Below are 24,801 nucleotides of genomic sequence, written 5' to 3'. Positions count from 1 at the left end.
AGGTTTGAGACATGTGTATCTGCCTGAATACTTGCCCGGAACCTATAACCTTTAACGAACTTCAGACCTCAGACGTCAGACCTCAAACCATCAAACTTTAAACTTATGATAAGACATATAATTTACGCCCCCGTCTTATGTTTCATCCTGGCCTGCGGCCAGCAAAAGACGGCTGAAAAAAAGGAGCCCGCGCAACAGCCAACAGGCAACCTGGTACAGCTAACAGACGCGCAGTTAAAGAATGCCGGTATCACCACTACCCGGGCCGAAAAACGGAACATCGCCACTGCGCTGAAGGTAAGCGGCCGTATAGACGTGCCGCCGCAGAACATCGTTAGCATCAGCTTCCCTTTAGGCGGTTATCTCAAATCCACTAACCTGCTGCCCGGCATGCATGTCAACAAGGGAACGGTTATCGGCGTGCTGGAAGACCAGCAATACATCCAGCTGGAACAGGACTACCTTACCGCGAAAGCCCGCCTGTCCTTCCTTGAAAAAGAATATGAACGGCAACAGGTATTAAACCGCAGCAAAGCCAGCAGCGATAAACTGTTCCAGCAAACCGCAGCTGACTATCAAAGCCAGCAGATCCTGCTTCGCGCCCTCGCCGAAAAGCTGCAGCTGATCGGCGTAAACCCCGGCCGCCTCAGTGAGAACAGCATCTCCCGCAGCGTGAACATCTATTCGCCCATCAATGGCTTTGTCACAAAGGTGAATGTGAACATCGGCAAATACGTCAACCCTACTGACGTACTGTTCGAAATAGTAAATCCGGCCGACATTCACCTGGCCCTTACCGTCTTCGAAAAGGACATCAGTAAACTGGCCGTTGGCCAGCGGGTAATAGCCTTCACCAATAACGACAGCTCGAAACAATATGAATGTGAAGTGATCCTCATCGGCCAGGATGTGGAGGCCGATAGGAGCGTACAGGTACACTGCCACTTTGAGTCTTACGACAAGGCCCTGATACCCGGCACCTTCATGAACGCCCTCATAGAAACCGCGGCTGATTCTGTCCTGGCCCTGCCCGAAGAAGCCATCGTACGCTATCAAAACCAGCAATACGCCTTTGTACGCAAAGACAGCAACATCTTTGAAATGCTGCCCCTGAAAACCGGCGCCCGGGAGAACGGCTACATGCAGGTCTCCGCCCCGGACGGTAATGACCTCAGTCGCCTGGACTTCGTCACCAAAGGCGCTTACTCACTTCTAATGAAACTAAAGAACACCGCGGAGGAAGAGTGATCAGTCGTTAGTCGTAAGTCGTTAGTGGATCCGTTCCTTCCATTGCCTACCCTAACGACTTACGACTAACGACTAACGACTAACGACTTACGACTAACGACTTACGACTATTTTATACTTTTGTTCCATGAAAGCATTCTTATTCGACCTGAACGGAACCATGATTAACGACATGGGCTATCATTTGGACGCCTGGCATTACATGATCAACAATGACCTGGGCGGCTCCCTGGACCGCGAGGCGGTAAAAAAGGAAATGTACGGCAAGAACGAAGAGCTCCTGGTAAGGGTATTCGGCGAAGGCCGTTTTTCTCCCGCCCGGATGGCAGAGATCTCCATGGAAAAGGAAAAGCGCTACCAGGAGGTCTACCTGCCTCATTTACAGCTGATAGCCGGTCTGCCGCAATTCCTGGAAAGTGCCCGCCAGCAGAGTATTCCCATGGCCATCGGCTCTGCCGCCATTAACTTCAATATCAACTTTGTGCTGGATAACCTTCATATCCGCCATTACTTCAAGGCTATCGTAAGCGCCGAAAGCGTTCAGCTGAGCAAGCCCCACCCGGAAACCTATCTCATGGCCGCCAGGCTGCTGGATGTGCCGCCATCCTCCTGTATCGTCTTCGAAGATGCGCCCAAAGGGGTGGAGGCTGCCGCCAACGCAGGTATGCAAAGCGTGGTGCTCACCACCATGCACGCCCGGGAAGAGTTTGCGGCCTATAACAATATTATCGCCTTTGCAGACGATTATACTTCGCCTGAGATTGCGCGCCTGTTAAGCATTTGAGCGCTTCACGAATTATTCTTGTCAATTAATTGTATAAATGACATTTAATTACCTATCTTGTGGAGGAAATGAGGAAACTTCCTGCCCCGGCGGAAGGGCCTCTATGTTTTAATTAGGTAATTAGTGTAAATATCACCCAGGTGACATATATTAGCGTATAAACTAAAACACCTGGGTGTATGACACGTTATTCCCGGCAAACAAGAATGCTGGTAGCTATTGATTGCATTATTTTCGGATTTGACGGGCAGGACCTGAAACTATTAGTGATAAAGCGTGGGTTTGAGCCGGAAAAAGGTAAATGGAGCCTCATGGGAGGCTTTGTACAGCCGGATGAAGGTTTCGAGGAGGCAGCATCACGGATCTTAAAGGTACTCACCGGCCTGGAAGGCGTTTACATGGAGCAGCTCTTTGCTTTCGGTAACCCTGACCGCGACCCCATGGAAAGAACCATTTCAGTCGCTTATTTCGCATTGATAGACATCAATGACTATAAGCAGCAGCTGAGCGATGAGTACAGGGCAGAATGGATCTCCCTGTCAAAATTGCCCAAACTGATCTTCGACCACGCTGAAATGGTAGCCCAGGCACAGGCCAGGTTGCGGTACAAGGCGGCAATTCATCCCATACTGTTTGAACTGCTGCCGCAGAAGTTTACCATCCCGCAGCTCCAGATCCTGTACGAAGCAGTTTACGATACCGTATTCGATAAGCGTAACTTCAGCAGAAAGGTATTATCCACGGGGCTGCTGGTAAAGCAGAAGGACAAGGAAAGGGCCAGCTCAAAAAGAGGGGCGTTCTATTATAAGCTGGACAAAAGGAAATACAGCGCCAAATTCCACGCCTTCCTCAACTTTGTAGCCGACCCGGGCAAGTTAAATTAAGTCGTTAGTCATTAGTCATCAGTCGTTAGTTATTGGTATTTGATCGGAGTAGCGTTCGCGCTCATTACTTACAACTGACGACTTACAACTGACAACTGTTTTATAAATGTCACCACGACAATAAATACAGCACTTAGCACATCGTTATGAAAAAAGACGTCTTTGTAATAGGAGTGGATTTTGGTACAGACTCAGTACGGTCCCTCGTAGTGAACGCCACTACAGGCCAGGAGGCAGGCAGCGCCGTTCATTACTACGCCCGCTGGAAACAGGGCTTGTACTGCGATGCAGCCCTGCAGCAATACCGCCAACACCCCCTGGATTACCTCGAAGGGCTGGAAGAAAGTATTAAAGGCGCCCTGCAGCAATGCCCTCCCGGTACAGCTGCACTGGTAAAAGGCATATCAGTGGATACCACCGGCTCTACACCGGTAGCCGTGAATGAGCAGGGTACCCCGCTGGCTTTGTTGCCCGGCTTTGAAGAGAACCCCAACGCCATGTTCGTTCTCTGGAAAGACCACACTTCCAATGAAGAGGCGGCACTGATCAATGAAGTAGCACACGCAAACGGAATAGATTATACCAAATATTGCGGCGGCATCTATAGCAGCGAATGGTTCTGGGCCAAGATCCTGCACATTGTCAAAACAGATGCAGCCGTCAGGGAGAACGCCGTTTCCTGGGTAGAGCATTGCGACTGGATCCCCGGCGTGCTCACCGGCCATAACGAAGTGGCCTCCCTGCCACGCAGCCGCTGCGCCGCCGGCCATAAAGCCATGTGGCATGAAGCATGGAACGGCCTGCCCCCGGCAGACTTCCTAGAAAAACTGCATCCCTGTCTGCGCAAATACGAAAATATGTTCAGCGATACCGTGGTGGCTACTGTGTCTGCGGGCACTATCAGCCCCGAATGGGCAGCGCGCCTGGGTATCCCTGCAGATACCGTGATCGGCACCGGCGCCTTCGACGCGCATATGGGCGCCGTAGGAGCGGGCATACAGCCTTACGCCCTTTGCCGCGTGATCGGCACTTCCACCTGCGATATTCTCATGGCTCCCATGGAAGAAGCAGGTCATCTCTTCGTAAAAGGTATCTGCGGCCAGGTCGACGGCTCTGTAGTGCCTGGCATGCTGGGCCTGGAAGCTGGACAGTCAGCATATGGCGACGTATACGCCTGGCTGCGTAAGCTGATCATGCAGCCCTTGTATGCCTTGATGAAAGATGATGCAGAACAGCTGGCGGCAGTAGAAAGCAAGCTGCTGGGCTACCTGGCAGAACAGGCACAGCAACTACCCCTGAAAGAGCAGGATCCCCTGGTGCTGGACTGGTTCAACGGCCGCCGTACACCGGATGCCAACCATACGCTGAAAAGCTCCGTAGTAGGCCTGCACCTGGGCATAGATGCGGTACAGCTGTTCAGGGCCCTGGTAGAAGCAACGGCCTTTGGCGCCCGCAGCATAGTAGAACGCTTTGTAAAAGAAGGCGTGCCTATTCATGAAGTACTGGCCCTTGGCGGCGTAGCCAAGAAATCAGGATACGCCATGCAGGTCCTGGCAGATGTGCTGAACCGTCCTATTAAAATAGTGCGCAGTGAACATGCCTGTGCATTGGGCGCAGCCATGTTTGCCGCAGTTTGTGCGGGCATCCATCCCGATGTGGCAGCAGCGCAAACAGCCATGTCATCCGGCTTTGAAACCAGCTGGCATCCCAGGCCCGAACAGGTGGCACACTATGCTAAACGTTATCCGAAGTTCCTCGAACTGGGCGCATTCACAGAAAAGTTATACGCATGAGCCAGTATAAAACCATAAAAGAACAGGCGTATGAAGCAAATATGCAGCTGCCTAAATTAGGCCTGGTACTGTTCACCTTCGGCAACGTAAGCGTGGCAGACCATAAAGCAGGCGTATTTGCGATCAAGCCCAGCGGCGTGCCCTACGACGAGCTTACCCCCGATAAGATCGTGGTGGTAGACTTCGACGCCAAAATAGTGGAAGACAATGGTCGTCCTTCATCAGATACAAAAACGCATGCAGTGTTATATAAACACTGGGAGATAGGAGGGATCGTGCACACACATTCCACCTATGCTACCGCATGGGCACAGGCGCAGCGCGATATTCCCATCTTCGGTACCACACATGCCGATCACCTGACTACAGACGTGCCCTGTGCGCCGCCGATGAGCGATGAGATGATCATTGGGGATTATGAGCACCAGACCGGCTTCCAGATCATCAACTGCTTTAAGGAACGCAAGCTGTCCTATAAGGAAGTGGAAATGATCCTGGTAGGCAATCACGCCCCCTTTACCTGGGGCAAAACAGCGGAAAAGGCAGTATACAATGCGGCGGTACTTGAAGAAGTAGCCCGTATGGCCCTGCTCACGGAACAGATCAATCCGCAGGCGCCCAGGCTGAAGCCGACACTGATCCAAAAGCATTTTGAGCGTAAACACGGTCCCGGCGCCTACTATGGCCAGGGATGTTAACATGTACCATATAATCTAAACTGAATGATACAACTTAAGACACTAGAAGCTTGGTTCATTACCGGAAGCCAGCATCTCTACGGAGAGGAGACCTTGAAGCAGGTGGCAGCGCATGCCCAAACCATCGCCGCTTCGCTGGACGCAGCCCCCAACATTCCCGTTCGTATCGTATTCAAGCCCGTTGTGAAAACGCCGGAAGAAATTTATCGCATTTGCCAGGAAGCCAATACCACCCCCAACTGTATCGGCGTTATAGCCTGGATGCACACTTTCTCTCCCGCTAAAATGTGGATCGGTGGATTAAAAAGTGTTGCAACGACCTTTATTGCATTTACATACACAGTTCAATCGTGATATTCCATGGTCGGATATTGATATGGACTTTATGAACCTGAACCAGTCAGCCCATGGCGACCGTGAGTTCGGTTTCATCCAGTCCCGTATGCGCCAGGACCGCAAAGTAGTAGTAGGACACTGGCAGGAAAAAGGCGTACTGAATGAGCTGGAGACCTGGTTACGCGCTGCCGCTGGCTGGTACGACTGGCAGGGCGCCCGCTTTGCCCGGATAGGCGACAACATGCGCCAGGTAGCCGTTACAGAAGGAGATAAGGTAGAGGCAGAGCTGCGCTTCGGTTATGCTGTGAACGGTTACGGCATAGGCGACGTAGTAGCCAAAGTGAACGCCATCAGCGATGCCGAAGTAGTGCGCCTTACAGAAGAATACGCTGATTCTTATCAGCTGGCGCCATCCCTCCACAAAGGAGCAAATGGTTATAATTCTCTTAAAACTGCTGCGCGGATAGAATTAGGCTTGCGTGCTTTCCTGGAAGAAGGTAACTTTAAAGGATTTACTGATACATTCGAAGACCTCCATGGCCTCGATCAACTGCCGGGTATTGCCGTGCAGCGCCTGATGGCAGATGGCTACGGCTTCGGTGGTGAAGGCGACTGGAAAACAGCCGCCCTGGTACGTGCAATGAAAGTAATGGGTAGCGGCCTCCCCGGCGGCACCTCGTTTATGGAAGACTATACTTACCATTTTCGACCCGGATAATCGTATGGTGCTGGGTGCGCACATGCTCGAAATATGTGCTTCTATTGCAGACGGTAAGCCTTCCTGCGAAGTGCATCCCCTGGGTATAGGCGGCAAGGCCGACCCCGTGAGGCTGGTGTTCAACGTAGCGGCTGGCCCTGCCATTAATGCATCTGTAATTGATATGGGTAACCGCTTCCGCCTGCTGGTAAATGAGGTACAGGCCGTTAAACCACAGCATGAGCTGCCTAAATTACCGGTAGCCCGCGTGTTGTGGAAGCCACTGCCCGATATGGGCACAGCCTGCGCAGCCTGGATCTATGCCGGTGGCGCCCACCATACCTGCTACAGTCAGCATCTAACGGCAGCGCATATGCAGGATTTTGCGGATATGGCTGGCATTGAATATGTGCGTATTGACAATGAAACAAAATTGCACCAATTTCGCAACGAACTGCGTTGGAATGAAGTATATTACCAACTGAACAATAAATGATCAAACTGAATTATCATAATAGTAAACTTTGTTGCTGATTAATCAGCCATTGATGACGTGGAATAACAAAAGGCCGGATTCCTCCGGCCTTTTTATTTTGCCTTTTGCTTATCTATTTAAAAAAGGCCGGACGACTCCGGCCCTCGCTACATAAACACTAAACACATAAACTCCTGTTACTGTTTCCCTCTGGTTCTATCCAGTTCTATACTTGCTGTCAGATAATCGTATACGGCTTCCAGGTAGTTCAGTTGTGCGGTTGTCAGCGCCAGCTCTGCATCCGTTAATTCCAGCCGCGAAGCAACTCCTTTCTGGTAGCGGTACTGTATGATGTCATAGCTTTGACGGGCCGTTTCCTTCACCTGCGCCTGCGTCTTCACCCGCTCAAATGTTTCCTGCAGGTTGGCGATCACTTGTCTTACTTCCGTTTTCAGCTGTTCATAAGCATCTGTGAGATCAATACCGGATTGCTGATAGCTCAGCTTCGCCTGTTTAATCTTTGCCAGGTTGCTGTTACCGCTGAATAGCGGCACCGTTACCTGCGCACCTGCAAAGGACGCGCCGGGCCAGGAAGCATCAAAGAATTTAAAATTCCGGGCCTGGCTTTGCAGCTGGTATTGCCCCACCAGTGATACCACCGGTAGCCGTCTGGCTTTGGCCAGGTCAATACCGGCTTCACTGATCTGCTGGTTCAGGCGCAGCTGCTGCAGGTCCTGGCGGTTGCTGCGTGCTTCCTCATACAGCGCACTTTCCTGCGGGATCGCTCCCTGCTCCGGGTGGGACAGTGTATCCGTCAGCGTTACCGCCTGCAGTGAATCCACGCCGATAAGGGTCACCAGCTGCAGCTTGCCCACATCAATTGCCTTGGTTAGCCGCAGAATATCCGGCTCCAGGTTCTTAACGGAAGTGAATGCACGCAATGTGTCTACCCTGAGCGCACGGCCTTGTGCCAGTAATGATCGCGCATCTTGCAACGCTTTCTCATTACGCTGCAGGCTTTCATGCTGCAGCTTCAGCCGCTCGTTCAACACCAGCAGGCCCAGGTAAGTGCGCTTTACAGCGGCAGTGATATCTATCTCCTTAAAAGTATAGCTGGCGCGGCTGGCCTTCTCTTGTAAGGCGGCCTCCCGCTGCGCCGGTTTGGCCGCGGGATTGTAGAGTGGCTGCGAAACGGCCAGGGTAGCAGACACCTGGTCCCTTCCGCCAAACCGGCCATAAGGGATCTTATTCTTGTCAGTGGTCTCGCCAAAGCCAAAGAACACAGGCAGCTCGAAATAGTGCGCATACTGGCCCCCCAGGCTCGCAACAGGCAGGGAGAGGCTTTTGGCCACTCTCCGCTGTTCCTGCGCGATCGCTATATCTATACCGGATGATTTTAAAGTACGGTTATGTTTTATTGCTAACGACACAGCATCCTGTAGCGACAGGTCAAGCGCCTGCCCATGGCCGCTCAAGCCCTTCAACAGCAGGGATACGGCCAGGAGGCTGCTATATGCTATGGATCTTTTATTTATCATAAAAAGAATTAAAAGTTTAAAGGTTTTGAAGTTTGAGGTTTGAAGTTTGAGGTTTGAGGTTCGTTGAAGGTTTGATGTTCAAATCAGGCTATCTTATATGTAGCAGTAACCTCTAGCTTTTAACGAACCTCAAACCTCAAACTTCAAACCTCAAACCTTACGCCTCCGTATGCTCCGCAACTAATTGTTTCACATGCGATCCGTTAATGTCAGCCTGCTTTTGTTTAGCAGGCCTGGAGAAATAAGAATAAACGGAAGGGATCACATATAATGTCAGCACACCGGCGAAGATCAGGCCTCCTACTACTACAATGCCCAAAGAAGTACGGCTGCCGGATGAATTGCCCAGCGAAAGCGCAATCGGCAATGCACCGAAGATCATAGCCAGTGTTGTCATTAATATGGGCCTGAACCGCGATACAGCGGCCGATATCACGGCCTCCCGCACGCTGAGCCCTTCCTTTTTATTATGGTTCGCAAATTCCACGATAAGGATCCCGTTCTTCGTGATCAAACCGATCAGCATGATGATACCGATCTCGCTGAAGATGTTCACAGATTGCCCGGTGAACCAGAGGCTTAACAGCGCGCCTGTTACCGCCATCGGCACAGTCAGCAGGATAATGAACGGATCTATCAGGCTTTCAAACTGCGCAGCCAATACCAGGTAGATCAATATGATCGCGAAGATGAACGCAAACACAAGGCTGGAGCTGCTTTCCGCAAAGTCGCGGCTTTGTCCGGCGAGGTCGGTGCTAAAGCCTTTCGGCAATACTTTGGCTGTGATATTATCCAGCTCCTTGATCGCTTCGCCCAGGCTTACACCGGGAGGCGGAGTGGCAGAGATGGTCACACTATAGGCCTGGTTGTAACGGTAAATAGCGGGCGGACTGATACCTTCTTTCAAAGACACGAGGTTGTCCAGCGACACCATTTCATTGCTGGCGGTTTTCACAAAGAGGGAACGCAGGTTCTCCGGCGCAGCCCTTTCTTCACGGTCCAGCTGCCCGATCACCTCATACTGGCGGTCGTTGTAAATGAAGTACCCGTAACGCCTTCCGCTCAGGGCCAGCTGCAGCGTACGGCCAATCTCCTGTGTGGAGATCCCCAGTTGTGCGGCACGCTGACGGTCAATCGAAATGCCGATCTCCGGGCGGTTCACTTTAAAGTCAGGATCCTGGAAGCTCAGCTTACTGCTCTTGTACACTTCTCCCATCAGTTGGGGCATCACCTTGATCAGCTGCTGCAGGTCAGGCGCCTGTATCACATACTGGATGGGCTGGGTGGTGGCGAAACCGCCAATGGTTGGTATCTGGATGGGAATACAGAGCACATTGCGGAACCTGCCTACAGCGCCCATCAGTTTCTGGTACACCTGCTGTTGCGATAGCTTGCTCTTACGGTTTTTCGGATCTTCCAGGAAGATCCACTGGAAGCCGCCGTTCACCGGTTGTACCAGGGTACCCACGCTGGCGGCGATACCCGCATAGGTGCGGCTGCCGTTCAGGTCGGGAATGGAGTCGGCTACATAGTTGGCGATCTCCTTCATGGTCTCGTTCATGCTCTCGTAAGAAGTGCCTTCCGGTGCAATTACCGCCAGGCCTATCATAGAGCGGTCTTCCAGTGGCGCCAGCTCAGAGGGTAGCTTGGGCAGCAGCACGTAAGCGATACCAAAGGAGAGCAGCAATAAGGCAAAACCCAGCCATCTCCATTTAAAGAACCATTTCAGCGAACGTGCGTAACCGTTATTCAGCGCCTCAAACCAGGGCTCTGTTTTACGGTATAACCAGCCGTGCGTGGCGCCGGCTTTCAGCAGGTAAGCGCTCATCATGGGAGACAAGGTAAGGGCCACGAATGCAGACACCAGTACAGAACCGGCTACCACGATCGCAAACTCCTTGAAGAGCCGCCCGGTGATTCCTCCCAGGAACAGTATGGGTAGGAACACAGCGGCCAGTGTGATGGTGGTGGAGATCACCGCAAAGTAGATCTCATTGGATCCCTTCCTGGCGGCCTCCAGCGGGTGCATGCCCTGCTCCACTTTACTATAAATGTTCTCCAGTACCACGATGGCGTCGTCCACCACCAGCCCGATGGCCAGTACGAGGCCTAACAGCGTCAGCACATTGATGGAGAAATCACCGATGTACATGATGAAGAAGGCCGATATAATGGATACAGGTATGGCTACAATAGGGATCAGCGTGCTTCGCCAGTCGCGCAGAAATATAAAGATGATCAGCGTAACCAGCCCGAATGCGATAATCAGCGTTTCTTCCACTTCCGATAAAGAGTTGCGCACCGGTACGGTAAAGTCTTTACCCAGAGAAATGATATACTCTTTCGGGGCCGTTTTCACAATCTCATCGAAACGCTTTTTGAACTCATCCACAATAGCCAGGGAATTGGCGCCGCGTTGCGGCTGAACGCCTGTGCCTACGCCGTACAGGGCGGTCTTGCCTTCTACTTCTATCATAGCCGTTCTCTCGTTCTGAGAGGACATAACAGCCGTGCCTACGTCTTTGAACCTCACGATGGCGCCATCCTTCTGACTAACGATCATGTTATTGAAATCTTCTTCCGTTACCAGCCGCCCTTGTGTGCGCAGGGTAACTTCGGTATTCTGGCCTTCTATACGACCACTGGGCAGGTCCACGTTCTCACGCTGCAAGGCAGTCTGTATATCTGAAGGCGTGAGCCCGTAAGCCGCCAGCTTCACAGGGTCCATACGCAGGCGCATGGCGCGTTTACGGCCCGCATAGGAGTCTACGATGCGCACGCCGGGGATAGATTGTAAACGCTCTTTAATATTGATGTTTACAAAGTCGGTAATATCTTCCAGGCTCTTGGTGGCGCTCTTTACGGTAAGGAACACCAGGAACTCCGGAGGGCCTGATTTTTCAACGATGGTAGGCTCGATATCCGTAGGCAGCTGCTGCCTTGATTTCGATACTTTATCGCGTACATCGTTGGCAGCTGCTTCCAGGTCGGCGTTCAGGTTGAATTCAACGGTGATCACGCTCACCTGTTCGCGGGAAACAGAAGACATGGCGCGGATGCCGTTGGCTTCTGCGATCGCCTCTTCCAGTGGTTTAGTTACCTGCGAGGCAATGATATCGGCGCTCGCGCCCGGGTATACCGTCGTAACAGTAACGATAGGCGAATCTGTAACGGGGTACTCCCGTGTGCCCAGGAACGTATATCCTACGATACCGAAAAGGATGAGCAGTACAGACATCACCCCAGCCAATACAGGCCTGGAGATGCTCATTTGAGAAATAGCACTCATAAAAAAGAAAAAATTAAAAATGAGAAATCAAAAAGTGCAGAGATGTAAAAAGCTAAAAGTGAAGAGCAGTGATAAATGGCGAAGTCCTGATGGTCGCTTCGTTTTTTCTTTTTTCTTTTTTACTTTTTACTTAACACTCACCAGTTCTACAGCGGCGCCGGGTGTGAGGCGCAGCAGGTTGCTGGTAATCACGGTATCGCCTGCACTCAATCCTTTTAATATCTGAACATCATGAGCGCCACGCTGGCCGATCTGCACAGGCGTGATCTGAACGGTCTTGTTCTTGGTAACATACACCGCATAACCGTCTGATGATGGCATCAGCGCCTGGCTGGGTATCTTCAGCGCGTTGTCTGCAGTGCGCAGGGCCAGGTTCAGCCGGGCGCTTTGTCCGGGCACCAGCGTATGCTTTGCATTGGGCGTAATGCCCCTTACCAGCAGCGTGCGGGTCTGCTCATTCATAGTAGCCTCTTTGGCAACGATGGTGGCATGATATTGTGCCGTGTCCGATGCTACGGTAAATACCTGGTCCTTATCCAGCGGTATCAGGTGCGCATACTTTTCAGGTACGGCAAATTCCACTTTGATACGGCTGTCGTCCACAATATTGGTCAGCACCGTATTGGCAGATACCAGCGCGCCGGGATAAGCATGGATAATACCGATGCGGCCATTAAAAGGCGCGCGGATGCGTGTTTTGCTGATAGTCACCTGCAGCTGGCGGATTTCGGCCTCCAGTACTTTCAGGTTGGTGATGGCCTGGTCATAATCCTGTTGTACGGCAGCGTCATGCTCAATCAGGTCTTTCAGCCTGGCCTCGTTGAGGGCGGCCAGTTTTTCCTGCTGCCGCAGTCTTTCCATTTGTGCCTGCAGGTCGGCATCATCGAGCTGGAACAACAGGGTGCCCGCGGCCACTACATTGCCTTCTTTTACATGTACCTGTACCACTTTCCGGGGCAGCTCGCTCACAATGCTTACTTCCTGGTTGGCTACCAGCGAGCCGGTGATCTGCAGGTCATCACTGAAAGAGCTGGGCTTTACAATATGGCCGTCTGCCGGAACGCCCGCAGGAGCAGCGGCGGTAACGGGCGCCTCCTTTTCATTGGCCTTACTGGCGCAGGCCTGTAGTATAATTACAAACAGGGAAGACAAGAGCAGCAGGTGGGTACTGGATCTTAGTGTTAATAATAATCGTTGCATAAGGGAACATGTTTATTGAATCATTGAAATCTTTCGATAGGTATAAACCTGAAGAACCTTCAAAGTTTATTCCAGGTACAAAGCTATTGATTAATAGAAATGTTTCGATATGTCGACTGTAAAAAAACTGTCAGCTTTTTAAAGCCTGTAAAAATTCCACGTACTGGTCCAGCATTTTGCTGTTCAGTCTATACTTCACCTGTCGTCCTTCCTTTACTGAAATAACCAGCTCTGCGTCAGTCAATTGTTTAAGATGATGGGAGATGGAGGGCTGCGTGAGATCGATAAATTCATACACGTCAGAACAGTACAAACAATCCTGGCTCTTTCTCAATTCTTTGAGTATCAATAAGCGGTTTGGATCTGCCAGGGCTTTAGAGATCTTTTCTACTTTCTTTGTGTCCATGGTAATACTATTTTAGCTATAAGCCTCCGATCCTGCAAAAGTACAAGAATAAAATAAGTTATCCACATGCTCACAGCGTATGCCAGTCGTGCAGCAACTCTTTTAACAATTTCTTGCCTTCCGGCCAGTCACCTAAGCCCGATTCGGCGTTGATATGTCCCTTAGGGCCCGTATTCACGAAGCGGCTGCCCCATGCCTGGGCAAAGAACTTCGTGCGCTCCATCGTGGTATAACCGTCATTTGTACTGCCTACTACAATGCTTTTAAAAGGAAGCGCCTGCAAAGGAATAGGAGAAAAGCCCTTTGCTGCAGCAGGGAAAGAAGGACGTTCTGCATCGGCAGGCGCTACGAGTAAGGCGCCCCTGATATGCAATTTGGTTTTTGCCGCCCAGTGCACCAGTGCAATGCAAGCCAGGCTATGGGCCACCACTACTACCTGTGGCCCTGCTTCCGCAATGGATGCTTCAATGGCAGCCACCCACTCTGCACATACAGGCGCATCCCAGTTTTGCTGCTCTATTCGTAAAATGCCGGGTTCCTGCTCCCAGATCGTTTGCCAGTGTGACGGACCAGAACTGCCCAGCCCCGGGGCAGTCAGAACTTTAATCTCCATAGTTAGCGTGGATATTTGAACATGGATATACAATGTACGCAAAAGAGCGGTAAAGAGAAAGGCCGAAGGAATTCGGCCTTTTTAATGCTAAAAATTCCACGTTATGGCACTCAGGTCCATAAGATCTTAGCAAAATATTTTTAGTTACAATGTCAGACTTTGCAGATAGAGAAGTGGGATAGCGACTGCTGCAGGTATGTCATCTTATACAAATGTAACATATTAACCAATAAACTTCAAATTACGTTGAATGCCGCTAAACTTTGATCTTTTAAGCGGTGAATGACGGAATATTTCTTTGAAAGCATCTTCTGTAAGCTCCTCCCAGTCGCTTGTGCTGAAGTTCAGGATCGCTGGTACAGGCGTGAATTCTATGGTGGAATGCGGCTTTGAAAAACGGTTCCATGGGCATACATCCTGGCAGATATCGCAACCAAACATCCAGTGCTCAAACTTGCCCTGCATGTTTTCCGGGATCAGCATCTCTTTCAGCTCGATCGTATAATAAGAGATACAACGGCTGCCGTCTACCACACCCGGTTGTACCAGCGCACCGGTTGGACAGGCATCCAGGCAGCGGGTACAGCTGCCGCAATAATCACCTGTAGGCGCGTCATATTCCAGTGGCAGATCAGTGATCAGTGTAGCGATAAAAAAGAACGAGCCCGCCTGTTTATGTATCAGGTTGCCGTTCTTACCGATCCATCCCAATCCGCTGCGCTGCGCCCAGCTGCGTTCCAGCACGGGAGCTGAGTCAACAAACCCGCGCCCGTTCACCTCGCCGATGTTTTCTTTCATCTGCAGCAGCAGGGTATTGAGTTTCGAACGGATCACCTCGTGATAGTCCTGCCCATAGGCGTATTTAGCCACCTTGGGAGCGTCTGGCCTTTGCTGTTCCGCAGGGTAGTAGTTTAACAGCAGCGTGATCACAGACTGCGCATTGTCTACCAGTTTACGGGGGTCTATACGCTTGTCAAAATAATTCTCCATGTATCGCATGGTGCCGTGCATACCCTTGTGCAGCCATTGTTCCAGCCGCCGGGCATCCTCGTCCAGCTGCACAGCGCGGGCAATGCCGCAGTGGTCAAATCCCAGGGCGGCGGCAGCCTGCTTGATAAAGGCGGTATTTTTCTCCGTAGGCGTCATTCCGGCCGCAAGTTACGAATCATGTAACTATTTCGTGCCATACCGGGTTTAGCAGAAAAATCCTACTTTCGCCCCCGTATTCTGTCATTATATCCCTAGCTATATGCAAATTAAAACAAAGGTCATGATCCTGGCCGGCTGTTTGTTAACCGTATTGGGCACAGCACAGGAGAAAAACAAGATCAGATTCGGAAAAATATCCCCCGAAGATTTTCAGAAAACCAGTTATGATCTGGACACCGGCGCACATGCCGTAATATTGGCCGACATCGGCTCTTCAGAGTTTGAAGCGGAGCAGAGCTATTTCAGGCTGGTGTACAAACGGCACCGCCGCGTGAAAATACTGGACAAAACAGGTTACGATGCCGCTACAGAAGAACTGTACCTGTACAAATACGGCAGCAACCGGGAAGACAAGGTATCCAATCTTAAGGCATCCACCTATAACCTGGAGAACGGAAAGGTGGTAGAAACAGAGCTGGAGAGCAAAAGCATCTTTACAGAGAACCTGGATGAGGACGTGATCCGTAAAAAGTTTACGTTGCCTGCAGTAAAGGAAGGCTCCATTATTGAGTATTCCTATACGATTTATTCCCCCTCCACGCAATACCTGCGGGCCTGGAATTTCCAGGGAGAATATCCCGCGCTGTGGAGCGAATATACCGTTGGCATCCCCGAGTTCTTCGATTACATCTTTATTGCACAGGGTTACCATAAATTCGAATCCAAAACGCGGGAGGATGTGCGTAAAAGCTTTACGTTCCGCTTTGAACAGGAAGGGGCTTATGGTACCAAAACCGGCGCTACAGAATCACAAACCGTTGGCGCTAACGTAAGTATGTACCGCTGGGTAGCCAAAGATGTACCTGCCCTGAAGGATGAGAATTTCACTACCAGTATTGCCAACCACATTACCCGTATAGAATTCCAGCAATCGGCCCGTAAATTTCCTGGTCAGCCGGTAGAACCGGTGATGACCACCTGGCCTAAGCTGAGAGAGCTGTTGATGAAGGATGAGTCATATGGTATTGCGCTCGGCAAGAACAACGGCTTTATGGGAGACGAGGTAGAAACGATCACCGCCGGCGCTGCATCAGACGAAGAAAAGGCCAGAAGGATCTATTATTATGTGCGCAACAACTATTCCTGTACAGACCATTCCAGCCTGGGTATGGATAAACCGCTCAAAACAGTGTTCAACAGCAAGAGCGGTAATGTTTCAGAGATCAACATGGTGCTGGTGGCAATGCTGCGTAAGGCAGGGCTCAACGCTTACCCGGTGATCCTCAGTACACGCGGTCACGGCTTTGCCAACCCCCTGTACCCGATGATCAACCGCTTTAACTATACGATTGCTGAAGTAAGCACAGGCGACCGGGTACATTTCCTGGATGCCTCCTATCCGCTGGGATTTGATAAGCTGCATGCTTCCTGCTATAACGGTCATGCACGTATTCTCGATGAAGACGTTACACCTGTGCAGTTTGATGCAGATTCACTCCTCGAACAAAAGCTGACCTCCATCATCCTGCGGCCGGAGAACGGTGTGCTGAAAGGTTCCCTCCAGCAGCGCCCCACTTACTTCGAATCTTACGCGCTCCGTGGCCAGGTAAAGGACAAAGGAAAGGAAGAATACTTCAAACCGCTGGAAAAAGTGTTTTCGAAAGTAAGCAATACCGCCATCACTGATCTCGACAGCCTCGAAGGACCTGTAATGGTGAAATATGATTTTGAATACGAGACCAATGGTGAAGACATGGTATACCTGAACCCTATGTTCAGCGAGGCCACCAAGACCAATCCCTTTAAATCCCTTGATCGTAAGTACCCGGTAGAAATGCCTAGCACGGTGGATGAGATCTATACCCTGAACATGGAGATCCCGGAAGGCTATGACGTGGAGGAACTCCCTAAATCCACCCTGGTAAAATACAATGAAGATGAAGGCCTGTTCCAGTATATGATCGCCAGAACAGAGAACATCATCCAGTTCCGCTCCCGCATCAAGCTGAACAAAGCTAATTTCCCACCAGAGGAATATGCTACGCTGCGCGACTTTTTTGATATGATTGTGAAGAAGCAGGGAGAACAGATCGTACTCAAAAAGAAAAAGTAATTATACGATGTACAGACTATTAAACGTCTTATGCCTGTTAATGCTCACGGGAACAGCATTCGCAGGAGATCCCGTATACCCGGCATTAACAATTCCCGCTGAACTGAAAGCCAGCGCCCATACCGTAAAACGCTGGGAAGAGATCAATTTCAGGCTGACAGGCGACGGAGAAGCCCGCCTTACAGAACACTATGTGATCACTGTGCTCGACGCCCACGGTGATGAGGAGGCGGAGCTCACTGCAGGCTATGATAAGCTGCGCGAGATCCGTTCCATCAGGGGGGTATTGTATGACGCTTTCGGTAAAACCGTTAAGAAGCTGAAGCAGTCTGATATAGAAGACCTGGCCAGTAGCGACGGCTTTTCGCTGGCAACAGACGACCGGCTAAAACGACATAGCTTCAAATATAACGTGTATCCATACACGGTGGAGTATGAAGTTGAGATGCGCTATAACTGCACTTTCATATTCCCTTACTGGCTGCCTCAGTCGGGCTCCGATATGGCGGTGGAACAAAGCCGTATGGTGGTCACCGTTCCGCAGAACTACCAGCTCAGGTACCAGCAGTACAATTATTCCGGCGCTCCGCAGGTAAGCACAGAAAAAGACCTGCGTACCTACACCTGGGAGGCAAAGAATATGACAGCGCCGCCAGATGAAACCTTTTCGCCTGCGTGGTGGCGGCGCACCGCCTGTATCCGCTTCTCGCCCAGCGAGTTTGAGATGGAGCGTTACAAGGGTAAGCTGAACACCTGGGAAGACTATGGAAAGTTCATGTATACCTTGAACCAGGGCCGCGACCAGCTGCCGGAAACAGTGAAACAAGCCGTACATCAGCTTACGGATGGAGTAAGCAATCCTGCAGAGAAGATCAAACGCCTGTACCGCTACCTGCAGCAGAACACCCGCTATGTGAGCGTGCAGCTGGGCATTGGCGGCTGGCAAACATTTGACGCTGCTTATGTCGCCAGCAAAGGTTACGGCGACTGTAAGGCGCTCGCTAACTATATGTATTCCCTGCTGAAAGAAGCGGGGATTCCCTCGCATTGCGCCCTCGTATTCGCAGGGCAGGGAGAAACTGATTTTGACGAGACCTTTTCTTCCAACCAGTTTAATCACATGATCCTTTGTGTGCCCCAGGGTAAAGATACTACCTGGTTAGAGTGTACCAGCCAGTATCTGCAGCCCGGCTATCTCAGCGGCGCCACTGCCAACAGGCCCGTACTGCTGGTGACTGAACAGGGCGGAAAGCTGGTGCATACGCCGTATTACAAGGCAGAGCAAAACCTGCAGCTCCGCCGTATAGACGCGCAGCTTACCCCTGAGGGCAACCTGCAGACAAAGGTGCATACACTTTCTACCGGCGAACAGCAGGATGGCCTGATGATGCGTTTTCACTCCCAGTCAAAAGAGAAGATCATGGAATGGATCCGCACGTCTCTTTCCCTGCCCAGCTACGACGTAGCACAGTATGATTACGAAGAAGAGGAAGGCGCCATTCCCGCCATCCGGGAGCAGCTTTCGCTGACCGCCCGCAACTATGCCAGTACCAGCGGCAAGCGCATGTTCCTGGAGCCCAATATCCTGGCCAAATCCAGGTCGCGTATCGCCACGGAAACAGCGCGCCGTTCTGTTATTCATCTGCCTTTTTCCTTCAGAGATGAAGATACCGTCAACATTACCCTGCCTGCAGGATACACGCCGGAATCTATACCAAAAGGAACAACACTGAGCACGCGTTTCGGTACTTATACTTCTGCCATCACTGTAAAGGATAACACGGTTATCTATATACGTACCACACAGCACAACGCCGGCGATTATCCCGCCAATACCATTGGAGAACTGGAAAAGTTCTATGATGATATTTATAAAGCGGACAGATGCCGGGTAGTGTTGGTGAAGAAAGAATAGCTACAAGCTACAAGCTGCAAGTACTCGTCTTGCAGCTTGTAGTTTACGGCTTACGGCTTGTAGCTTGGAGCTAACAGCTTGAGGCTCTTTACAACAACATTCCCCCCGATACCTCAATCCTTTGCGCCGTTATCCACCTCGCATCTTCCGTACACAGGAACGCTATCACACCGCCTATATCCTCCGGTACTCCTGCACGTCCCAACGCAATATGCCCTGCGATCATATCCTCAAAGCCCTCATGTGAATTAAATGCCTCACTGGTAAAATCGGTCTTAATGATCCCCGGCGCTACTACATTCGCAGTAATCCCTCTGCTGCCTGTTTCTTTCGCCAGGTAACGCGTAAACACCTCGATCGCACCCTTCATAGCAGCATACGCCGCATATCCCGGTGTAACAAACCGTGCCAGCCCGGTAGAAAGATTAATGATACGGCCATGGTCCGCTATCAACGGTAAAGCCTTCTGCGTAAGAAAATACACGCCTTTGAAATGCACATTCAGCAACTCATCAAATGCTGCTTCCTGGGTTTCAGGAATTAAAGAAGGACGGTTGATCCCAGCATTGTTCACCAGGAAGTCAAACTGACCGGTTCCCCACTTATCCTGCAACAATTGAGACAGTTGCGCAATAAAACGATCAAACGATGCGATATCAGCTACATCCAGCTGAATAGCGGCCGCCTGCCTGCCTATTCCGTTAATGGTCGCAACTACTTCTTCCGCTTCTTTCCGGTTAGCCCGGTAAGCAATGATGACGTCAAATCCTTTCTCTGCAATACGCAGCGCCGCATTTTTTCCTAATCCGCGGCTGCCGCCGGTTACCAAGGCAATTTTGTTCTTAGCTGCCATAACTTGTAATGTTTAAAAGTGATGGCACAAAATTGCGACAGAACGCCCGCACAATGATGGTGACTACTTCAGATTAAATGGTGACTATTTCCGTTTTTTCGGCCGGAGCATGGGCTTGCTGCCAGCACTGTTCCCGGTACTGTTTAGGCGTGAGGCCGGCAAAACGTTTGAAGAACTTGGTGAAATTGGAAGGATCGTAAGTAAGCCTGGCCGCTATTTCGGCTACCGGCTGATGGGTGTCCCGCAGCAGGGCCCGGCTAATATCCATGATCTTGGCTTCCACGAAATCACAAGGCGATTTACCGGTGCTGAGCTTAATGGTATTGCTCAAATGGGTGGGGTGTATGAATTGCAGCGCGGCAAAGTCCCTGATCTCGAACATATCTGCCGCCTTTCCGCTGAGGATGTCATCCAGGTGCTGATCAACATGCAAGAGGAAGGCAGCAGTGATCTCCTGCTGCCTTGCCAGTATCTTCTTAGGGAGTTTGGATGCGCCCATCTCTTTTTTTCATAAAGTTATCATTTCTCCCGTACACTCACAGCAATATGGCGGTCCTTTCTTCTCTCCTCATCAGGCGCCGTAGCGGCCGCCTTCGCGAATTTGGAGCCATAGCCTTCCGCTCCCTGCAGCTGCCGTTCAGCGGTATTCAGCTTTTTCAGGGACGCCAGCACCGTGTCTGCCCTGGCCTGGGATAACTGTAGATTAGCCAGGCTGTCGCCCGAACGGTCAGTATACCCGCCTATTTTAATTTTGGTTTTAGGGAAAGCTTTCAGGATGGCGGCAATATTGTTTACCTGCTGCCGGCTGTCCTCCGTTAGTTCAGCGCTGCCGGTCTTGAAATTCAGGTTATCAAAATCGAACCACACGTCTTTCCCTGCCTTTTTGCTGTCGTCTTTCAGGAAGGCCACCAGCTGGTCTTCAATGCCTCCCCTGTAAGCGTCCAGGGTTACGCTGTCGGGCAGCGTCACCTTGATGCTTTCGCGGGCAGGTTCGGCGCTGGGGGTAGCCACCTGTGCTACCGCCGTATCCATCATGCTATCGGTTGCTACTGTATCGGTAACAGATTCTGTGGTGCGGCTGCCTCCGCAACCCCTGGCCAGGTACCATAGCAGGATAATGGCCACCAATATTAGCAGCAGTGACCAGATCCAGCGGCTACTTCCCGCAGAGCGCCTGGCCGCACGGCCAACATCCGCTGTTCTTGCGCCATGCCCCGTTAAGCCGGATAGCCGCCTGCCCAGTTCTGAAAGGCTTCCCAATCCCAGCAGACCGGCCAGGTTAAAACCGGAAGGCACTGCTTCCAGTATCCTGTCCCTCTGGCTATTCAGGTAGGCCAGGAAATCCACGCCGGTCAGGTTCTCATCAGCGGCATATTCGCCTGCTACGCCGAGCGCGGCTGGTGTGGCCGCATTCAGCAGGGCATTGGCAGATGCGGCTTTTATCCCTGCATAAGTGGAGACAGCGCCCACCACGGTACTTACTTTAGTGCCAAACAGGCTTTGCAGCCATTCCATTCCCCTGCTTACCCAGCTATCTGTTCCGCTTTGCAATGAGCTGAGGATGGTAGACGTGGAATTGGCGCCAACGGCCTCTCTTGCAATATTGAGCGCCCCATTGGCCTCGCCCTGCGGCCCGGCTTTATATAAAAGGCCGGTGAGTATTGTAGGTATAATGCTGTTAACCGCCTTTTGAACGCCCTGCTCGCTCTCGCCCAGCCGCGCGGCAGCCTGGGAAATAACATCATTGGTGAAAAGCCCCTTAACGGTGTTTAGTAAGTCAAAAGACATGAGCTGCTGATTTTAGAGGTGAACAAATTGAGCTATTAGCTTTTGGCCATTAGCCCCTAGCGCTTGCCAGCCAGCTCCTTTGCTGATAGCCAGGAGTCAGCAGCTAATAGCTAACTTTTAAAACACCGCTATATCAGATTTGTTTAAAATAGTTTTTCCTGAAAAATTAACAGTCAGGCGCTTATAAAACTGAAAAAAGAGCAGCACGTTCTCTTTAAACCTGTCAAAATAACTGGTCAACAAGCTTGGATCGCCTTTTGTTAATACTCATACCAGTTTACCGGCTTGCAATGATCCTGGTAATGTGCAAATGAGCAGGCCGGTAAACAAATCAACTTAAAAGGAGAAATTTTACAATAATGAATCTCAACAATTTTACCATCAAATCTCAGGAAACCTTGCAAAAGGCCCAACAACTGGCATTCAATAACCAGCAACAGGCCATCGAATCCGGGCACCTCCTGAAAGCTTTGCTGGATGATGACGACAACGCCATAGAATATCTGTTGAAGAAGAATGATGTGAATGTTGGCTTCATCTCAGGCAAGCTGGATGAACAACTGAACAGGTACCCCAAGGTATCCGGCGGCACTGAGCCCGGACAAACCTTAAGCCGGGAGGCGAATAATGCCCTGCTGCGTGCAGGCGCCGCCATCCAGGAATTTAAAGACGAATTCGTGAGCGTGGAGCACCTGCTCCTCGGTATTCTGGGCGGCAGCGATGATACCGCCAAACTACTGAAGGACGCCGGTTTAACGGAAAAAGGCCTGAAAGCAGCCATCAGGGAATTGCGTAAAGGCAATACCGTTAACTCACAAACAGCAGACACCCAATACAACGCGCTGCAGAAGTACGCCAAGAACCTGAACGAGCTGGCGAGGGCTGGTAAGCTGGACCCCGTGATCGGCCGCGATGAAGAGATCAGGAGAACCCTCCACATTCTTTCCCGCCGTTCCAAGAACAACCCTATCCTGGTAGGTGAGCCGGGTGTAGGTAAAACAGCCATCGTTGAAGGCCTGGGTCACCGTATCATCAACGGCGACGTGCCCGATAACCTGCGCAGTAAGATCATCTACGCCCTGGATATGGGCGCTTTGATGGCCGGCGCCAAGTATCGCGGTGAGTTTGAAGAAAGATTGAAATCAGTGGTGAAGGAAGTATCCGAAAGCGAAGGACAGATCATCCTGTTCATCGATGAGATCCATACCCTGATAGGCGCCGGCGCTATGGAAGGCGCCATGGACGCCGCCAACATCCTGAAGCCTGCGCTGGCCCGCGGTGAGCTGCGTGCTATCGGCGCCACCACGCTGACAGAATACCAGAAATATTTTGAGAAAGATAAAGCGCTGGAACGCCGCTTCCAGCGGGTAATGGTGGACGAGCCTACCGTGGAAGACGCCATCTCTATATTGAGAGGTTTGAAGGAACGCTACGAAAGCCATCACCATGTGCGTATAAAGGATGAAGCGATCATTGCCGCAGTGGAGCTGTCACATCGCTATATCACCGACCGTTTCCTGCCCGACAAAGCCATAGACCTGATAGATGAAAGCGCGGCCAAGCTGCGCCTGGAAATGAACTCCATGCCGGAAGAATTAGACGAACTGGAAAGAAGGATCCGCCAGCTGGAAATAGAACGTGAAGCGATCAAACGGGAGAACGACGAAATCAAACTGTCAGAACTGAATGCGGAAATAGCACGGCTGAGTGAAGAAAGGAACACCTTTAAAGCTAAATGGCAGCAGGAGAAAGAGATCGTAGACAAAATACAGAATGCAAAAGCCGCCATCGAGAACCTGAAACAGGAAGCTGAACAGGCAGAACGTAACGGTGATTATGGTAAGGTGGCAGAGATCCGCTACGGCAAGATCAAAGAACAGGAAGAGCAGGTGGCTACATCCACAGAAGAGCTGAACAAGCTGTCTGATAACCACAAACGCCTCCTGAAAGAAGAAGTAGACGCAGAAGACATTGCAGAAAGCGTAGCCAAGGCCACCGGCATACCGGTGACCCGCATGATGCAAAGCGAGCGCGATAAGCTGATCCACCTGGAAGATGAATTGCACAAACGCGTAGTCGGACAGGAAGAAGCGATCATCGCCGTGGCAGATGCGATCCGCCGCAGCCGCGCAGGCCTGCAGGATCCCAAACGCCCGATAGGCTCTTTCATTTTCCTCGGAACTACCGGCGTTGGTAAAACAGAGCTGGCCAAAGCGCTGGCAGAATACCTGTTTGACGACGACAGAATGATGACACGCATAGACATGAGCGAATACCAGGAGAAACACGCCGTGAGCCGCCTGGTAGGCGCACCTCCGGGCTATGTGGGATACGAAGAAGGCGGTCAGCTTACAGAGGCCGTACGGCGCAAGCCTTACTCTGTAGTGCTGCTCGACGAAATAGAGAAAGCGCACCCGGATACTTTCAACATCCTGCTGCAGGTGCTGGACGATGGACGCCTCACCGATAACAAGGGGCGGGTGGTGAACTTCAAGAACACCATCATCATCATGACCAGCAATATGGGCAGCCATATTATACAGGAGAACTTCGAAAAGATCAATGATAAGAACCGCGAGGAAGTAGTAGAGAGTACCCGTGAAGAAGTGCTCAACCTCCTGAAGCAAACCATACGGCCTGAGTTCCTCAACCGGGTGGATGAAGTGATCATGTTCCAGCCGCTGATGCGCCAGGAGATCAAAGGTATCATCAACATCCAGCTGGAACAGCTGAAAGAGCTGGTAGCCCGCAACGGTGGTATCAGCCTGCAGTTCTCCGATTATGCGCTGGAATACCTGGCGGTACAGGGCTATGACCCGCAGTTTGGCGCCCGTCCGCTGAAACGCCTGATCCAGAAAGAGATCGTAAACCTCTTAAGCAAGAAGATCCTGTCAGGCGAGATCGATAAAACGAAGCCGGTACTGGTAGACGTGTTTGACGGCGTAGTGGTGATCAGGAACAACGGTAACGGCCAGCATTAAACGATTGCATAGAAAATAAGACAATATACAGTTACAGGTAA

At 51.2% G+C, this 24,801-nt stretch carries 20 protein-coding genes; 11 read left to right on the top strand and 9 right to left on the bottom strand.

The window, feature by feature from the left end; translation table 11 throughout:
• The first annotated feature begins 105 nt into the window (after positions 1 to 105).
• The 8 genes from ACR9Y8_RS05720 (at position 106) to ACR9Y8_RS05685 (ending at position 6,936) form a co-directional block, all read left to right on the top strand.
• Positions 106 to 1,248 (top strand): efflux RND transporter periplasmic adaptor subunit, encoded by a 1,143-nt coding sequence (locus ACR9Y8_RS05720; RefSeq protein ID WP_481212278.1) that lies wholly within the window; start codon positions 106 to 108, stop codon positions 1,246 to 1,248.
• A 127-nt stretch (positions 1,249 to 1,375) separates the two neighbouring features.
• Complete coding sequence (locus tag ACR9Y8_RS05715; RefSeq protein WP_481212277.1) at positions 1,376 to 2,032, top strand: HAD family hydrolase; 657 nt, start codon at positions 1,376 to 1,378, stop codon at positions 2,030 to 2,032.
• A gap of 179 nt (positions 2,033 to 2,211) precedes the next feature.
• Positions 2,212 to 2,916: an NUDIX hydrolase gene (locus ACR9Y8_RS05710; protein ID WP_481212276.1), complete on the top strand. Its 705-nt coding sequence runs from the start codon at positions 2,212 to 2,214 to the stop codon at positions 2,914 to 2,916.
• 146 nt (positions 2,917 to 3,062) lie between these two features.
• Positions 3,063 to 4,709 (top strand): ribulokinase, encoded by a 1,647-nt coding sequence (locus ACR9Y8_RS05705; protein ID WP_481212275.1) that lies wholly within the window; start codon positions 3,063 to 3,065, stop codon positions 4,707 to 4,709.
• Entirely contained in the window at positions 4,706 to 5,407 is a 702-nt protein-coding gene (locus tag ACR9Y8_RS05700) for an L-ribulose-5-phosphate 4-epimerase (protein WP_481212274.1), read from the top strand. Before ACR9Y8_RS05705 ends, ACR9Y8_RS05700 begins: the two co-directional genes overlap by 4 nt.
• 24 nt (positions 5,408 to 5,431) lie before the next feature.
• Positions 5,432 to 5,761 carry a hypothetical protein gene (locus tag ACR9Y8_RS05695; RefSeq protein ID WP_481212273.1) on the top strand — a complete coding sequence of 110 codons (330 nt, stop codon included), beginning with the start codon at positions 5,432 to 5,434 and terminating at the stop codon, positions 5,759 to 5,761.
• Positions 5,733 to 6,461, top strand: a complete 729-nt coding sequence (locus ACR9Y8_RS05690; RefSeq protein ID WP_481212272.1) for an L-arabinose isomerase family protein — start codon at positions 5,733 to 5,735, stop codon at positions 6,459 to 6,461. Before ACR9Y8_RS05695 ends, ACR9Y8_RS05690 begins: the two co-directional genes overlap by 29 nt.
• 4 nt (positions 6,462 to 6,465) lie before the next feature.
• The gene (locus tag ACR9Y8_RS05685) at positions 6,466 to 6,936 is read left to right on the top strand and encodes a hypothetical protein (RefSeq protein WP_481212271.1); all 471 of its coding nucleotides are present in this window, start codon (positions 6,466 to 6,468) and stop codon (positions 6,934 to 6,936) included.
• A gap of 176 nt (positions 6,937 to 7,112) precedes the next feature.
• On the opposite strand, the gene ACR9Y8_RS05680 is transcribed toward ACR9Y8_RS05685, so the two are convergent.
• The 6 genes from ACR9Y8_RS05680 to queG form a co-directional block, all read right to left on the bottom strand.
• A complete protein-coding gene (locus ACR9Y8_RS05680; protein ID WP_481212270.1) occupies positions 7,113 to 8,453 on the bottom strand; it encodes a TolC family protein in 1,341 nt (446 codons plus the stop codon).
• Positions 8,454 to 8,610: 157 nt separating this feature from the next.
• Positions 8,611 to 11,742, bottom strand: a complete 3,132-nt coding sequence (locus ACR9Y8_RS05675) for an efflux RND transporter permease subunit (RefSeq protein ID WP_481212269.1) — start codon at positions 11,740 to 11,742, stop codon at positions 8,611 to 8,613.
• Positions 11,743 to 11,868: 126 nt separating this feature from the next.
• Positions 11,869 to 12,942, bottom strand: a complete 1,074-nt coding sequence (locus tag ACR9Y8_RS05670; RefSeq protein ID WP_481212268.1) for an efflux RND transporter periplasmic adaptor subunit — start codon at positions 12,940 to 12,942, stop codon at positions 11,869 to 11,871.
• A gap of 130 nt (positions 12,943 to 13,072) precedes the next feature.
• Positions 13,073 to 13,348 (bottom strand): ArsR/SmtB family transcription factor, encoded by a 276-nt coding sequence (locus ACR9Y8_RS05665; protein ID WP_481212267.1) that lies wholly within the window; start codon positions 13,346 to 13,348, stop codon positions 13,073 to 13,075.
• A 70-nt stretch (positions 13,349 to 13,418) separates the two neighbouring features.
• The gene (locus ACR9Y8_RS05660) at positions 13,419 to 13,961 is read right to left on the bottom strand and encodes an RBBP9/YdeN family alpha/beta hydrolase (RefSeq protein WP_481212266.1); all 543 of its coding nucleotides are present in this window, start codon (positions 13,959 to 13,961) and stop codon (positions 13,419 to 13,421) included.
• A 222-nt stretch (positions 13,962 to 14,183) separates the two neighbouring features.
• Positions 14,184 to 15,107, bottom strand: coding sequence for a tRNA epoxyqueuosine(34) reductase QueG (gene queG, locus ACR9Y8_RS05655; RefSeq protein WP_481212265.1), 924 nt, complete (start codon positions 15,105 to 15,107; stop codon positions 14,184 to 14,186).
• 103 nt (positions 15,108 to 15,210) lie between these two features.
• Here queG and ACR9Y8_RS05650 point away from each other — a divergent pair, with 103 nt between their 5' ends.
• The gene (locus ACR9Y8_RS05650; RefSeq protein WP_481212264.1) at positions 15,211 to 17,223 is read left to right on the top strand and encodes a transglutaminase domain-containing protein; all 2,013 of its coding nucleotides are present in this window, start codon (positions 15,211 to 15,213) and stop codon (positions 17,221 to 17,223) included.
• A gap of 7 nt (positions 17,224 to 17,230) precedes the next feature.
• A complete protein-coding gene (locus tag ACR9Y8_RS05645; RefSeq protein ID WP_481212263.1) occupies positions 17,231 to 19,138 on the top strand; it encodes a DUF3857 domain-containing protein in 1,908 nt (635 codons plus the stop codon).
• An 88-nt stretch (positions 19,139 to 19,226) separates the two neighbouring features.
• Here the strand turns inward: ACR9Y8_RS05645 and ACR9Y8_RS05640 are convergent, their stop codons facing one another.
• The 3 genes from ACR9Y8_RS05640 to ACR9Y8_RS05630 all read right to left on the bottom strand — a co-directional run bounded on the left by ACR9Y8_RS05640 (position 19,227) and on the right by ACR9Y8_RS05630 (position 21,779).
• Positions 19,227 to 19,991 carry an SDR family NAD(P)-dependent oxidoreductase gene (locus tag ACR9Y8_RS05640; protein WP_481212262.1) on the bottom strand — a complete coding sequence of 255 codons (765 nt, stop codon included), beginning with the start codon at positions 19,989 to 19,991 and terminating at the stop codon, positions 19,227 to 19,229.
• Positions 19,992 to 20,064: 73 nt separating this feature from the next.
• The gene (locus ACR9Y8_RS05635; protein WP_481212261.1) at positions 20,065 to 20,490 is read right to left on the bottom strand and encodes a helix-turn-helix domain-containing protein; all 426 of its coding nucleotides are present in this window, start codon (positions 20,488 to 20,490) and stop codon (positions 20,065 to 20,067) included.
• Positions 20,491 to 20,510: 20 nt separating this feature from the next.
• Positions 20,511 to 21,779 carry a DUF937 domain-containing protein gene (locus ACR9Y8_RS05630; protein ID WP_481212260.1) on the bottom strand — a complete coding sequence of 423 codons (1,269 nt, stop codon included), beginning with the start codon at positions 21,777 to 21,779 and terminating at the stop codon, positions 20,511 to 20,513.
• A gap of 359 nt (positions 21,780 to 22,138) precedes the next feature.
• On the opposite strand from ACR9Y8_RS05630, the gene clpB reads away from it, so the two are divergent.
• The gene (gene clpB / locus ACR9Y8_RS05625) at positions 22,139 to 24,760 is read left to right on the top strand and encodes an ATP-dependent chaperone ClpB (RefSeq protein ID WP_481212259.1); all 2,622 of its coding nucleotides are present in this window, start codon (positions 22,139 to 22,141) and stop codon (positions 24,758 to 24,760) included.
• The last annotated feature ends 41 nt before the right edge of the window (positions 24,761 to 24,801 follow it).

The sequence above is a fragment of the Chitinophaga sp. SVR4-12A genome, from assembly GCF_056754765.1.
This window is presented reverse-complemented; position numbering and strand designations above follow the sequence as displayed.